This is a genomic window from Leptospira wolffii serovar Khorat str. Khorat-H2 (assembly GCF_000306115.2).
GTDB classification, from domain to species: domain Bacteria; phylum Spirochaetota; class Leptospiria; order Leptospirales; family Leptospiraceae; genus Leptospira_B; species Leptospira_B wolffii.
Genome location: NZ_AKWX02000015.1, coordinates 1 through 12,288 on the forward strand (window position 1 = coordinate 1; position 12,288 = coordinate 12,288).

A 12,288-nucleotide genomic window follows, 5' to 3' on the forward strand; every position below is an offset into this window, starting at 1 on the left:
AATGTCGAACAGAATTAGAAGGAGCAATAGTCGAAAAGGAAATTGCTGGGACAATGCAGTCTCAGAATCTTTCTTTAGCACTCTTAAGAGAGAGATGAAGTATAACTATTTCTATAGATTAGAAGAAGCCCAAGCAACAGTTTTTGATTATATAGAAGTTTATTATAATAGACGAAGATTACATTCTTTTTTAGGATACGTGAGTCCCGTTGAATTTGAAGAAAAAGCGGCTTAAAAGGTGTCCACTAAAACGTAACTAGGCTAATCTCGAAGCGATGCGGAAGCACCGAAAGTTAGACGCCGGTTTTTAATTTATAGAAAAAGTTCAATCTACCAACATTTCCTGAATAACTTGTTTAACTTTGGTGACTGTTTTTAATTCAATTTTGCCAAGCTTTTTAATCAAACGTACTTTATCAACTGTTCGAATTTGATCTAAAACTATCCATCCCTTCTTGCTTTGAAATGTTAACTCTACTCTTGTTGGATAGGAATGTGATTTAGTAGTCATTGGCGCAATAATAACCGTACCAATAAACTTATTCATTTCATTCGGTGATATTATAACACATGGTCTTGATTTTTTGATTTCATGCCCAATTGTCGGATCTAAGTTGATTAAATATACTTCGTATTGAGAAATTACCATTCCCAATCCTTAATAGATAAATCAATAGAATCAGAAATAAGCAATTTATCTTCTTTTCTTTCAGACATTGTTTTAAACTGCTTTTCCCACCCTTCTCTGGGTTTAGTTTTGAGAGGAACTATAATAATTTTATTTTTATCGATAAGTAAATCTACTTTTTCCTCAATATGACATTCCTCCAAAACTGCCTTCGGTATTCTTATACCCTTTGAATTGCCTATTTTTACAACAGAAACTCTCATAGTAATTACTATGTAATTACCAAATACATTGTCAATGAAAATGTTATTCCAAAATTGTATTAAAATTGCTCGTGTTCTCTGATTTCTGAAAAAAGAGAAAACTTTAAAAACTGGCGTCTAACGACCAAGGTGTTCCGACGTTTGCAATGGCGCGAGGCTTGCTCCGCAAGACGAGTGACAGACGCAAATGTGGCGAAGCCCAAGCAAGGGTCGCGAAGCGATCCCGCAGCGCCGCGGAAGCACCGACAGTTATGCGGAGTGCGATCTTTGTTAGGATTCGTTCTAAGTAATATACCTATTTTTTAAATATAGTCTTTTATACAAAATACTAACCAATATAGAAATGAAACTTGCTCCTAAAACATATGAATTCATTCCTATTAGTTGATATTCAAATATATTAAATTGAAATTGATAAAGATAATTAAGCATTAAATATACATTATATCCAACTATTAGTGTATAAGCAAACTTAGCTGGTTTATATATGAAAAGAATACAACCAAATATATAAAGAAAAAACCCCAATTGGATGGAACCCATTCCTATAACATAAATTATCCCAAAAGTAGATTTATCCCGCGATTCAGCATAAGGTATCCAATATTGCGCGAAAACCAACATGAAGGCAAAAAAGGTCGCGCTGAGTAAAAGTATTAACGAAATTATGCCAGCTAAAAATACCTTATATCTGTTATAAATTGCGAAAAACATTCTATCTAACCGATTATAATAGATTTAAGAAAATTTTGAGCATTGCGCATAACGACCAAGGTGTTCCGACGTTTACAACGGCACGAGCTTGCACAAGCAAGCGCAGTGACGGAAGTAAATGTGGCGTAGCCCGAGCGAGTGGTCGCGTTAGCGATCCATGAGCGGAGCGGAAGCACCAATAGTTAGACGCCGTAAAAATCTCATTCCACAGAAATTGTCACTTCATTCCTTAAAGCAAAAAATCCATAAAATGGAATAGGAAGCGACGTTAGTAAGTAAATGACGCCAGTATTAAACCAAACTAAACCAGTCAAAAGGATGCTCAGCTTTGCTTCCGGATCAACGCCGACTTTAATGATTTTAATGATCTCTCCGTTTTCCAATTTTGAAGGACAAGAATATATATTTCCGAGCTGCTGAGAACAAGCGGTTCGCCCATAGCCTACTTGATATCTCTTCCAAAGAATTCCTCTTTCTACTCCAAGATATAATTTAGCATTAGACTGAATAGAGAAAATAAATGGATACCAAGTTCCATTCTTGAAGTTTATCTCTCCGTAAATTGCCTCAGCTGGAACTTCTATTTTTACACTATTAGAATCCATATAGAACTCATTGTAATAATTGATCCGATCTTCTCTCGCTTGCTTGTTAAAAGGATCAGAAGTTAAGCTAATAGTCACGACAGGCTTCTCGCGAAATCCCCCTTCCAATCGAAATTCCAGAATTCGTGTCTTTCCTTGAGCATTTGGCAAAGAATCATGATTTTTTAAATATTGACTATCGACCGTCCTTCTGCAAGAGAGTAGGAAAATTAGTAATATAAATGATTTATTTAACATGACAATTGAAATTATTTTATGGCGTCTAACGACCAAGGCTTGACGACGTTTCGCGAGTCCGTAAGGACTTGGCAAGAGACTTGCCTTGCAAGGCGAGTGACAAAGCGAAATGTGCCGAAGGCCAAGCAAGGGTTGCGAAGCAATCCCGAAGCGCCGCGTCAGAGCCGAAAGTTAGGCGAAGGCTCTGCGAGCTAATACAATAGAATTAAGCCATGGATGGCGCTTTAAATCATTTATGAGCATAATGCTCAGTATATAAATCCAGGACCTTTTTAATCATAGTCTGATAAGGAACTCCAGATCTTTTAGATTGCTCTTTAAAGAATGAAATACTCTTCTTACTTAAGACTATGGTTATTTTAGAATTATCCTCTTTTAGGACAAGCTTACTCGGAGGAGGAAGGAAATCATCGATTACAACAGAAGATTTAATTGAAGATGATATAGATGTTGGTGCATCAGTGTATTTCGTTTTCTTTTTCATAAACTTTCTTACCTTGCCTCCAATAACCTGCCCCAATGATTCGAATCTTGCCATTTCTAATAGTAAATCTTACGGTTGATACATGCGAATCAATAAGGCCAAAACAATAATATCTCTTTTCCGAATCTAAAGAATGAATGACATCTAAAGTAACGACACGGTTAGGATCTAAGAAAGCTCTTTGAGCCTCATAGAAGTCAATTCCATGTTTCCGCAAATTTTCTTCATTCTTTGCAGGATCCCATTCAAACTCCATTTATCCATAGAATAACCGAAGACAATATTTATGTCAATACAGATATTTATATGTATAATAATACATATTGACAATACTCGAAGTGCACCTAAAAGGCGGGCACGGACGCCCGCAACGGTTTACTAAAATTTTCCGCAGCGCTTTCGCCTAACGACCAAGGTGTTCCGACGTTTTGCGAGTGCGTAAGCACTTGGCGCGAGACTTGCCACGCAAGACGAGTGACAAAGCGAAATGTGGCGGAGCCCAAGCAAGGGGCGCGTAGCGATCCCGAAGCGCTGCGGAAGCACCGAAAGTTAGGCGTTGTAAACCTTGAGCTAATAGTCAAAAATTAAGCCATGGATGGCGTCTTAACTTTCTTAACCGTATATTTCTTAATTTTTAATAACTGACTATGAATCTTTCTTTCTGCATCCAAAAGATCAAAATCATTCTGTAAACCTAACCAGAATTGAGGAGGAAGGTCAAAATACTTACCTAACTTCAGTGCATAATTTGCAGAGATACTTCTTTTCCCATGCATTATTTCACTAAGACGTGATTGCGGAATACCGGTATCCTTATAGAGTTGATAGGCGCTCAAACCTAAAGGTTTAAGAAATTCCTCATTAAGAATATCTCCTGGATGCGGGTTTTTTATCCATTTCTTCATGCTATTAATTTCCTATATAAAAACAAACTAGAGAATTCAATGATAGTCGACAATCTCAACGTCATAGGCATCTTTTTCATCCCATCGGAAGCAAATTCGCCATTAATCATTTATTCTTATGCTATACTGCCCCTTCCTATTCCCAAAAAGTAATTCTAACTTATTTCCTGGTGGCGATTTCAGATTTTCAACATTTTGAGCGTTGTTTATTATCCTCAGTTTTCTAAGAGCTATTTCCGAAATCTGATTTGGGATTGATTTAACGAATAAACCCTTCCAGATCTTTTCAGTATCCTTATTCTCAAAACTTTTAATCAATTTACCTATACTTACAGAAATTGTAAGCATAGTCAATCTCAAAAAAAGATAAATTTTTCATACCCGGACATGGATGTCCGGGATACATTAAAATAGTTTGCAAGGTTTATTACGCCTAACGACCAAGGTGTTCCGACGTTTTGCGTTTGGCACGAGCTTGTCACTGCAAGCGCAGTGACAATGCAAAATGTGGCGTAGCCCGAGCGAGTGGTCGCGAAGCGATCCACGAGCGGAGCGGAAGCACCGATAGTTAGCCGACGTCGAGCGTCTTACTTACGAGGATTTGAACTATCTTTTAACCAAGTTGATAAATTAATTTCATCTATGCTTCCATCAGCGACTCGAAGCATAATTGAAACAACTTCTTCTTCCGGAACTTCTATGCTATAACCATTCAATCCAAGAAATACATACGTGGCCATGTATGCTATACGCTTATTGCCATCAATAAAGGGATGGTTCTTAGCCATACCTATGCATAATGAAGAAGCTAAATCAAAAAGATTTGCTGATGAATCATATGCATATTTGTTTTTCGGACGATCAAGAGCAGATTCGAGAAGGCCCTGGTCTCGGATCCCTTGTGATCCACCATGCTGTTTTACTTGATCTAAATGAATTGCTTCGACTATTTTCCTATTTAACCATCTTGGTTCTTTCTTCATTTAGCCAATTCTCTTAAGGCATTACGGTATTTTTTAGAACCTTCTTGATAAACATCCATTGCTTCTTCAAAGTCGGGATCATATGGAGATAGAAGAATACCTGCTTCTGTTTCTAAAAGAAAGACGGTATCCCCTTCATGGAAATTATACTTTTCTAAAAGTACTTTAGGAATAGTAGCTCCTGCAGAATTCCCTATTGCCCTAATTGTTGTCTTTTTCACTGATGAAGCATCCATGTTATAACAATAGTAATAACTGGGAAAATTGCAAGTATTTTATTGGCTAAAAGAATCGAAAACCAACTGAAATAGAGATTATTCGAAAAGAAGCAGATTATACGCTCGATGTCCGGCTAACGACCAAGGGTTGGCGACGTTCCGCGAGTGCGAAAGCACTTGGCACGAGGCTTGCCAAGCAAGACGAGTGACAAAGCGGAATGTGGCGAAGCCTGGAGCGAGGGCGCGTAGCGTCCCGAAGCGGAACGCCAAGCCGATAGTTAGCCGACGTGCTTGCCTTTACTCAAATAGATTTCTTTCTTATCTAAAACTTTGAGAATCTTTTTATCTAATGTCCAAAGTTGAAGCTTCTTACTTCTAACTTCATTAATAAGAACCGAATCAATTAGCCCGATTCCTTTATCAATATGCTTATTCTCAAAAGAAAGTTTACCCGCTAACAAGAAACTTCCATCTGAAGTTAATGTATTTAGATTTTCCCAATATTCTAGAATAAAAGATACTTCGGTCTTATTCTTACAGCCTTGAAGTAATTCTCCAAAAACAACTTCATGAACTATTACTTCAGATGATTCGATAAGATTCTTTAATTCACCAAAATAAGGCTCATTTCCTCTGAAAAATTCAATCCAAACTGATGTATCTACAAGAATCATCTGCTACGATTCAGATTACGGATATTTTCCCCAGAGAAGCCTTCCTGGAACGAAAGTGGGGATTTATGTAGCTTCGCGTTTAAATTCCTTATTTTAGCCTGTTTTAACCACTCTGAGAGGGCTTTCTGGAGTGAATCAGTTATATTTTTGCCTCCAGAATACTTTTGAACCTCGGCAATGAGATCGTCTGGTAGTATCGCAGTCACTTTCATACGATACAATATACGATGTAGATTCGTATTTTCAAGCTTTTAATAGGAAATTCTCGAAATAATGGACTCATACTTCCCTATTACTAAATTCCCATATGCATTAATTCTCGGGCAAGCATGTTCGGCTAACGACGTTGGCTTGCCGACGTTGGCGACTCTGAGCCTCGAAGAGGCGTTAGAGCCAGGCGCGACCTTTTGCCAAGCAAAAGTCGTGACGGGAGCCAATGTGCCGAAGGCCAAGCAAGGGTTGCAAAGCAAGCCCGAAGCGATGCGGCAAGTTGGCAGTTAAGCGAAGTTACGCCTCAAACACACTGCAATTTAATTCAATTTCACTACTTGGACGAAAGTCCAATAGTATTAAATTCCCTTATTCCAAAGTATCGCGCTCCCCTTTCGGGATTGGATAAAATGGAACCATATACTTCCGCAGGACGCTTAAATACCAAGATGCACAGCCTGGCGACGGCACCAGCTCGCATTGGGGAGCGCTTAAACTCTGAATAATTACCTATGTTTTAGAACCAAATCTACACGCTTCCGAGCTTCAAAAAATGAAAAAACAAAATCCGGCGGAATTTCGCTTAACGACGTTGGCTTGCCGACGTTGGCGACTCTGAGCCTCGAAGAGGCGTTAGAGCCAGGCGCGACCTTTTGCCAAGCAAAAGTCGTGACGGGAGCCAATGTGCCGAAGGCCAAGCAAGGGTTGCGAAGCAAGCCCGAAGCGATGCGGCAAGTTGGCAGTTAAGCGAAGTTACGCCTCAAACACACTGCAATTTAATTCAATTTCACTACTTGGACGAAAGTCCAATAGTATTAAATTCCCTTATTCCAAAGTATCGCGCTCCCCTTTCGGGATTGGATAAAATGGAACCATAAGCTTCCGCAGGACGCTTAAATATCAAGATGCAATCCCTGGCGACGGCACCAGCTCGCATTGGGGAGCGCTTACACTCTGAATAATTATCTATGTTTTAGAACCAAATCCGCACGCCTCCGAGCTTACAAAAATAAAAAAACAAAATCCGGCGGAATTTCGCTTAACGACCAAGGCTTGACGACGTTTTGCGAGTCCGCAGGACTTGGCGCGAGGCTTGCGTATGCAAGACGAGTGACAAAGCGAAATGTGCCGCAGGCCAAGCGAGAGTTGCGAAGCAATCTCGAAGCGCCGCGTCAGAGCCGATAGTTATGCGCCGTTTTCTTTCCGTAATAAAACAATTTAACTTAATTATATCTTTATAACGACTCAATATCCTCAATCAACATTACAACCGTCGATTTCTTTGAAGGATCCCTTGGTCGTGAAATTATGCCGAATTTAGCTGATATTAAAACCTTTTTTCCAATTTCTATTCTTCGAAATTTAGTAGCTATTTCCTTTTTAAAGAAGAGAAAACTATATTTTAAACATGAATCTTCGTCATACAGCTGACCTGTATCCTCAAGAGAAAAATCGTCACTTATTCCAAATATCTCCGTTAAAACTGCAGAATCAATAATCCCTGAATGCGAAAGAGTTTCAGGATATTTGCGAACCTGAAACCTAAAGGTGATTAATTTTTTGTAAACCTCTTCATTTTCAGATTTAGCAAGTCTACAAATGTCTTCCAATCCGAATTTTGAATATTCGGATCGTTTCGTATTAGTTGATGTGCAAGTAATTATGAAAGCGATACTCAAAAGATAGGCTAATTTCATTTTATCTTTGGGTCAGAGAAAAATTAAATTTCAACTTTTAATAAGCATTCTCTATTTGAGAATTATTTCAAAGAAAATGGCGCATAACGACGTTGGCTTGCCGACGTTTTGCAATGGCACGAGACTTGCCGTGCAAGGCGAGTGACAGAAGCAAAATGTGCCGAAGGCCAAGCAAGGGTTGCGAAGCAAGCCCGAAGCGATGCGGCAAGTTGGCAGTTAAGCGAAGTTACGCCTCAAACACATTGCAATTTAATTCAATTTCACTACTTGGACGAAAGTCCAATAGTATTAAATTCCCTTATTCCAAAGTATCGCGCTCCCCTTTCGGGATTGGATAAAATGGAACCATATACTACCGCAGGACGCTCAAATACCAAGATGCACATCATGTCGACGGCACCAGCTCGCATTGGGGAGCGCTTAAACTCTGAATAATTACCTATGTTTTAGAAGCAAATCTACACGCTTCCGAGCTTCGAAAAATAAAAAACAAAATCCGGCGGAATTTCGCTTAACGACCAGTAATTGTCGAAGTTCCGCGAGTCCGCAGGACTTGGCACGAGACTTGCTATGCAAGACGAGTGACAAAGCGGAATTTGGCGAAGCCCAAGCAAGGGTTGCGAAGCAATCCCGCAGCGCAGCGACAATTTTTAGTTATCTGCTGTGCCGCGCCCCGAATTTCTAACCGACCGAAGCCACGGAAGGCTGAGCCGGTTAGGGAATAATAGGATTAATTTTTAATAAATTTGATAAAAAACTGCACCTTAAGATATCCTATAGATCAATAAAAATTACGTAAAAAATTAAAACTCATAGACCATTGAAGATAACTCTGTTTCGTGAGTGGCAAGGCAATCTATACAATTAGCATTTTTAGACAATGTTCTTTGCCATTGAAAAGTGTGCTCCGTGTCTTCACGACTGCTCATTACTCCTGGTAAAATCATTCTCTCCCAAGATTTTCTGGCATAGCCGGAATCGGAAGTTAATAGAACGAATTTCTCGTTATTTCTAATTAAAGTACCTGCAAGTCCGGGAGTATGCCCCGGGAGGTAGACGAGGATAATACTTTCATCGCCGAAGAGATCATAGGCTTTATTTACCGGACCATACTTTGAGTCAGCAAATCGAAATGTTTCAAGTTTTACCCCTTTCCACATGTGCGAAACATACTGCAATTTTTGTTTTTCGGCATAACGAAGTTCTTCTTCGCTAACCAAAATTCTTTTAGCATCTTTTACCAATCTGAGTCCGCCAGCATGATCGGTATGTAAATGAGTTAAAATGACAAAATCCAGATCCGAAGGTTGAACCCCTTTTTCTAAAAGCACTTCATCTACCGCTTCGCCAGCATTTTGTAACGGTTTATTCACCAGAAAATGAATTAAGGTTAAATCTTTAATTGGATGTCTTCTTACATCCTTATGAAATCCCGTATCGATAAGGATTTTACCTTTCGGGTGTTCTATCAAATAGGCGGTTACTGGAATCTTGATTTTGTGTTTTTGGGATCGAAATAATCCTAGCGCATGAATCGGATTTAGTTTCTTGCCTTCTGGATTAAATATTACACTTTCATCGACTAAAGTATCTCCCAGATGCAATATGTGAATTTTTATTTTAGCATTCTTCTTTGATTCCATAACAACTTCCTATGCTTTCTTTTGAAGAGAGTATAAAGAATGAAATCTAGAAATGCTTGAATGATTCCGACATAACTCCAAAAAAATGAAAAATAACGGAATCATTCAAGCAAATTAACAAGTTTTTTATTAACTTATAGTTTAGATTAAATTTTAAACTAAACTAGGAGTAATAATGAGTAGTTCTAAAGGTTATATATTGGTAACAGGAGCGGGATCTGGAATCGGCTTAGCTTTGTCTGAAAGGCTTTTGCGAGAGGGATATAAAGTTCTCGGTAGCGCTATACATCAAGAAGAAGCGAATCAATTAGAAGTGAAATTAGGGGGCTTTTTTAAGCCAATCATCTTAGATGTTAGAAATGAAAAAAGTGTCCTGGATGCAGTCAAAACAGCATCTATTATCCTTGGTAAAGATCCTTTACAGGCTATTATTAATGTGGCCGGGATAGTACAAAATGGACCCCTCTGCGATTTAAGTTCGGATGAATTTAAAAACATCTTAGAAGTAAATGTAGTAGGAACACATAATATATCGCGAGCATTTCTTTCTCTCATCACTAACAGCAAGTCCCCGAGAATCATTAACATTAGCTCTACTGCAGGACAAAGAACTCTCCCTTTTAACGGCGCCTATTCTTCTAGCAAGTTTGCGGTGGAAGCATTATCATCAATTATGAGAATGGAATATCATTGCCTTGGAATAAAGGTAATCGTTGTAGCACCATCGATGATTAAGACACCGATGACTACGAAAATCCAGAATGATCTAAAAAAGGAGCCTTCAATTAAAATATTTAGACAGCCCATGTTGAATTTCCTCAAAAAGGCCGAAGAATCTTTTCAGAATGGACCGCCAATGGATTTAGTTATAAACATAATCCTGAAGGCATTGAAAAAAAGAAATCCGAATCCTAGATATGTAATTTACCAAAGTTGGTTAAGGGATTATCTCCTAACAAAAGTTCTTCCTGTTAATGTTAGAGAATCTTTGGTTCGCAAAGTCTTAGGACTATAAACAGTTACGAACCCTGCCACGGACGGCAGGCGCTATAAATGAAGGGGCGCGGCATGGCAGATAACGACCAAGGTGTTCCGACGTTTTGCGTTTGGCACGAGCTTGCCTCTGCAAGCGTAGTGACAATGCAAAATGTGGCGTAGCCCGAGCGAGAGTTGCGTAAGCAATCTCGAAGCGAAGCGGAAGCACCGACAGTTAGACGAAGGTCAGGACGTATACTATTTTTTAAAAATTCCGATATCTATTGGCAAAGTAGGAGCACTTTCACCTTGCAGTAGACCAGTATCGGCTCTTCCAAACAAAGATTGAATAATCAAGTTTCTTTCCTCCTTCTGTAAGGTCCCTTCTTTGATAAGAGATAGATAGAAATGACTAAGTTGATATCTTTCCTTTGCATCTAAAGAGAGATGATAACTACTTAAGGAAAGATTAATAAAGAATCGGACCAAGTATATCAAAATCGAAATAATAACTCCGAGCAGCAAGGTCCCTTTTAAACCATCCAAGCTAAACCCATTTTGCGCATTTAGATACTTTTCCGGATAGAAGAAAAATATAAAGGTAAGAAAACCGACAGATAAAGTAGAGACCCAAACTGCCCAACATCTCCAGAGTTTCCCCTTTTTTTCATAATGCGTTTCAAGTTCCTGCCAATATGCTGCAGGACCCTCTATTCGGATTTTTTCTTCATAAAGTTTTCGCAAATCAACGAATTTGCCGACTTCGACTTCTTTTGCCTGATTTACATCAGATTTAAATTTAGTAAATTCAGCAGCATAGTTATCTTTATTCGATTGAATATCTTTTTTGAATTCTGAAAGTTCCTTTGTGCTTTCCGATCTATATTTAGTAATTAATTCTTGAAAATGAATATAATTCGCGTCATATTTTTTTAACACCTCGTCAAACTTTTCATTAAGAATCTTTGGATTAAGAAAAAATAAAGTTTTAAGGTAACCGAAAAAATATTCTTTTGAAGACCCATTAAAGATACCAGTTAAGCAATCTATAGCACCGCTCATGCCATAGTGGTCAGTTTTATCAAACGTAAACAAAAATGACCCAAGTTTCGAAGTTGAAACAATCTTTTGATAAGAAGGAGATAAAAGTTGATTACGTATATTTGATAATTGGCTCTGAACCATATCGAATCTATTTTGAATAATATATTGGCTTATCGCGTTAATTCCGTTTTCGAGACTGCTATAAAAGTTCCATATTTCACTAAACCTTCCTGACTCAAAATATGACCAAGCCGTACGCTCCTTCCTTATGAAAGATTCCAAATCCTCAAATTTGCGAAATACAAGTTTACTATTATCGAGAAAGGTTGCGAATTCCCATTCATTCGAATTAAAATAGTCTTTTATTTTTTCGTAATCCATAAAATTTTCCTGACTTTCGTCTAACGACGTTGGCTTGCCGACGTTTTGCAATGGCACGAGACTTGCCACCGCAAGGCGAGTGACAGAAGCAAAATGTGCCGAAGGCCAAGCAAGGGTTGCAAAGCAAGCCCGAAGCGATGCGGCAAGTTGGCAGTTAAGCGAAGTTACGCCTCAAACACACTGCAATTTAATTCAATTTCACTACTTGGACGAAAGTCCAATAGCATCCAAATTTACTAGCCCCAAAGTATCGCGCTCCCCTTTCGGGATTGGATAAAATAGAACCATAAGCTTCCGCAGGACGCTTAAATATCAAGATGCAATCCCTGGCGACGGCACCAGCTCGCATTGGGGAGCGCTAAAACTCTGAAAAATTTCCTATGCTTTAGAACCAAATCTACACGCTTCCGAGCTTCGAAAAAGAAAAAAACAAAATCCGGCGGAATTGCGCTTAACGACCAAGGTGTTCCGACGTTTGCGATGGCACGAGTTTGCTCTGCAAGGCGAGTGACAGAAGCAAATGTGGCGAAGCCCGAGCGAGCGGTCGTGTAAGCGATCCGCGAGCGGAGCGGAAGCACCGACAGTTAGGCGACGTTCCGGATCGAATAGCAAATATTTAAATTGATC

Annotated in this window: 16 protein-coding genes; 2 read left to right on the top strand and 14 right to left on the bottom strand. The window is 39.0% G+C overall.

Annotated features, from left to right (window positions below; translation table 11 throughout):
• Window positions 1–235 (top strand): IS3 family transposase (locus LEP1GSC061_RS12510; protein ID WP_016545833.1); only part of this gene is annotated, 235 nt, incomplete at its 5' end.
• A 90-nt stretch (window positions 236–325) separates the two neighbouring features.
• On the opposite strand, the gene LEP1GSC061_RS12515 is transcribed toward LEP1GSC061_RS12510, so the two are convergent.
• From LEP1GSC061_RS12515 to LEP1GSC061_RS12585, 13 genes are all read right to left on the bottom strand, one after another.
• Complete coding sequence (locus tag LEP1GSC061_RS12515) at window positions 326–649, bottom strand: type II toxin-antitoxin system PemK/MazF family toxin (protein ID WP_040508708.1); 324 nt, start codon at window positions 647–649, stop codon at window positions 326–328.
• Window positions 643–891, bottom strand: a complete 249-nt coding sequence (locus LEP1GSC061_RS12520) for an AbrB/MazE/SpoVT family DNA-binding domain-containing protein (RefSeq protein ID WP_040508710.1) — start codon at window positions 889–891, stop codon at window positions 643–645. Before LEP1GSC061_RS12520 ends, LEP1GSC061_RS12515 begins: the two co-directional genes overlap by 7 nt.
• A 914-nt stretch (window positions 892–1,805) precedes the next feature.
• On the bottom strand, window positions 1,806–2,522 hold the full coding sequence (locus LEP1GSC061_RS21685) for a hypothetical protein (protein WP_198014267.1): 717 nt from the start codon (window positions 2,520–2,522) through the stop codon (window positions 1,806–1,808).
• Between the two features lie 154 nt (window positions 2,523–2,676).
• The gene (locus tag LEP1GSC061_RS12535; protein WP_232218450.1) at window positions 2,677–2,985 is read right to left on the bottom strand and encodes a CopG family transcriptional regulator; all 309 of its coding nucleotides are present in this window, start codon (window positions 2,983–2,985) and stop codon (window positions 2,677–2,679) included.
• The gene (locus LEP1GSC061_RS12540; protein WP_040508717.1) at window positions 2,906–3,187 is read right to left on the bottom strand and encodes a BrnT family toxin; all 282 of its coding nucleotides are present in this window, start codon (window positions 3,185–3,187) and stop codon (window positions 2,906–2,908) included. Before LEP1GSC061_RS12540 ends, LEP1GSC061_RS12535 begins: the two co-directional genes overlap by 80 nt.
• Window positions 3,188–3,515: 328 nt before the next feature.
• Complete coding sequence (locus LEP1GSC061_RS12545; RefSeq protein ID WP_016545832.1) at window positions 3,516–3,836, bottom strand: HigA family addiction module antitoxin; 321 nt, start codon at window positions 3,834–3,836, stop codon at window positions 3,516–3,518.
• Between the two features lie 102 nt (window positions 3,837–3,938).
• Window positions 3,939–4,184, bottom strand: coding sequence for a type II toxin-antitoxin system RelE/ParE family toxin (locus LEP1GSC061_RS12550; protein WP_332248702.1), 246 nt, complete (start codon window positions 4,182–4,184; stop codon window positions 3,939–3,941).
• Window positions 4,185–4,423: 239 nt separating this feature from the next.
• Entirely contained in the window at window positions 4,424–4,819 is a 396-nt protein-coding gene (locus LEP1GSC061_RS12555) for a type II toxin-antitoxin system death-on-curing family toxin (RefSeq protein WP_040508719.1), read from the bottom strand.
• Complete coding sequence (locus LEP1GSC061_RS12560) at window positions 4,816–5,055, bottom strand: AbrB/MazE/SpoVT family DNA-binding domain-containing protein (RefSeq protein ID WP_040508721.1); 240 nt, start codon at window positions 5,053–5,055, stop codon at window positions 4,816–4,818. Before LEP1GSC061_RS12560 ends, LEP1GSC061_RS12555 begins: the two co-directional genes overlap by 4 nt.
• Before the next feature lie 260 nt (window positions 5,056–5,315).
• Window positions 5,316–5,711, bottom strand: a complete 396-nt coding sequence (locus LEP1GSC061_RS12565; RefSeq protein ID WP_040508722.1) for a PIN domain-containing protein — start codon at window positions 5,709–5,711, stop codon at window positions 5,316–5,318.
• Window positions 5,708–5,923, bottom strand: a complete 216-nt coding sequence (locus tag LEP1GSC061_RS12570) for a DUF2191 domain-containing protein (protein WP_040508723.1) — start codon at window positions 5,921–5,923, stop codon at window positions 5,708–5,710. Before LEP1GSC061_RS12570 ends, LEP1GSC061_RS12565 begins: the two co-directional genes overlap by 4 nt.
• A 1,233-nt stretch (window positions 5,924–7,156) precedes the next feature.
• Entirely contained in the window at window positions 7,157–7,618 is a 462-nt protein-coding gene (locus tag LEP1GSC061_RS12580) for a hypothetical protein (RefSeq protein ID WP_156844521.1), read from the bottom strand.
• Between the two features lie 803 nt (window positions 7,619–8,421).
• Entirely contained in the window at window positions 8,422–9,261 is an 840-nt protein-coding gene (locus LEP1GSC061_RS12585) for an N-acyl homoserine lactonase family protein (protein WP_016545831.1), read from the bottom strand.
• Window positions 9,262–9,436: 175 nt separating this feature from the next.
• Here LEP1GSC061_RS12585 and LEP1GSC061_RS12590 point away from each other — a divergent pair, with 175 nt between their 5' ends.
• Complete coding sequence (locus LEP1GSC061_RS12590) at window positions 9,437–10,276, top strand: SDR family NAD(P)-dependent oxidoreductase (RefSeq protein ID WP_016545828.1); 840 nt, start codon at window positions 9,437–9,439, stop codon at window positions 10,274–10,276.
• Between the two features lie 218 nt (window positions 10,277–10,494).
• On the opposite strand, the gene LEP1GSC061_RS20860 is transcribed toward LEP1GSC061_RS12590, so the two are convergent.
• Entirely contained in the window at window positions 10,495–11,661 is a 1,167-nt protein-coding gene (locus LEP1GSC061_RS20860) for a DUF6161 domain-containing protein (RefSeq protein WP_016545836.1), read from the bottom strand.
• Window positions 11,662–12,288 lie beyond the last annotated feature (627 nt).

Excerpts from the sequence above, each read along its gene's own strand:
- LEP1GSC061_RS12515 (WP_040508708.1), bottom strand. The coding sequence starts at position 649 with ATGGTAATTTCTCAATACGAAGTATATTTAATCAACTTAGATCCGACA.
- LEP1GSC061_RS12520 (WP_040508710.1), bottom strand. The coding sequence starts at position 891 with ATGAGAGTTTCTGTTGTAAAAATAGGCAATTCAAAGGGTATAAGAATA.
- LEP1GSC061_RS12535 (WP_232218450.1), bottom strand. The coding sequence starts at position 2,985 with ATGGCAAGATTCGAATCATTGGGGCAGGTTATTGGAGGCAAGGTAAGA.
- LEP1GSC061_RS12540 (WP_040508717.1), bottom strand. The coding sequence starts at position 3,187 with ATGGAGTTTGAATGGGATCCTGCAAAGAATGAAGAAAATTTGCGGAAA.
- LEP1GSC061_RS12545 (WP_016545832.1), bottom strand. The coding sequence starts at position 3,836 with ATGAAGAAATGGATAAAAAACCCGCATCCAGGAGATATTCTTAATGAG.
- LEP1GSC061_RS12550 (WP_332248702.1), bottom strand. The coding sequence starts at position 4,184 with ATGCTTACAATTTCTGTAAGTATAGGTAAATTGATTAAAAGTTTTGAG.
- LEP1GSC061_RS12555 (WP_040508719.1), bottom strand. The coding sequence starts at position 4,819 with ATGAAGAAAGAACCAAGATGGTTAAATAGGAAAATAGTCGAAGCAATT.
- LEP1GSC061_RS12560 (WP_040508721.1), bottom strand. The coding sequence starts at position 5,055 with ATGGATGCTTCATCAGTGAAAAAGACAACAATTAGGGCAATAGGGAAT.
- LEP1GSC061_RS12565 (WP_040508722.1), bottom strand. The coding sequence starts at position 5,711 with ATGATTCTTGTAGATACATCAGTTTGGATTGAATTTTTCAGAGGAAAT.
- LEP1GSC061_RS12570 (WP_040508723.1), bottom strand. The coding sequence starts at position 5,923 with ATGAAAGTGACTGCGATACTACCAGACGATCTCATTGCCGAGGTTCAA.
- LEP1GSC061_RS12580 (WP_156844521.1), bottom strand. The coding sequence starts at position 7,618 with ATGAAATTAGCCTATCTTTTGAGTATCGCTTTCATAATTACTTGCACA.
- LEP1GSC061_RS12585 (WP_016545831.1), bottom strand. The coding sequence starts at position 9,261 with ATGGAATCAAAGAAGAATGCTAAAATAAAAATTCACATATTGCATCTG.
- LEP1GSC061_RS12590 (WP_016545828.1), top strand. The coding sequence starts at position 9,437 with ATGAGTAGTTCTAAAGGTTATATATTGGTAACAGGAGCGGGATCTGGA.
- LEP1GSC061_RS20860 (WP_016545836.1), bottom strand. The coding sequence starts at position 11,661 with ATGGATTACGAAAAAATAAAAGACTATTTTAATTCGAATGAATGGGAA.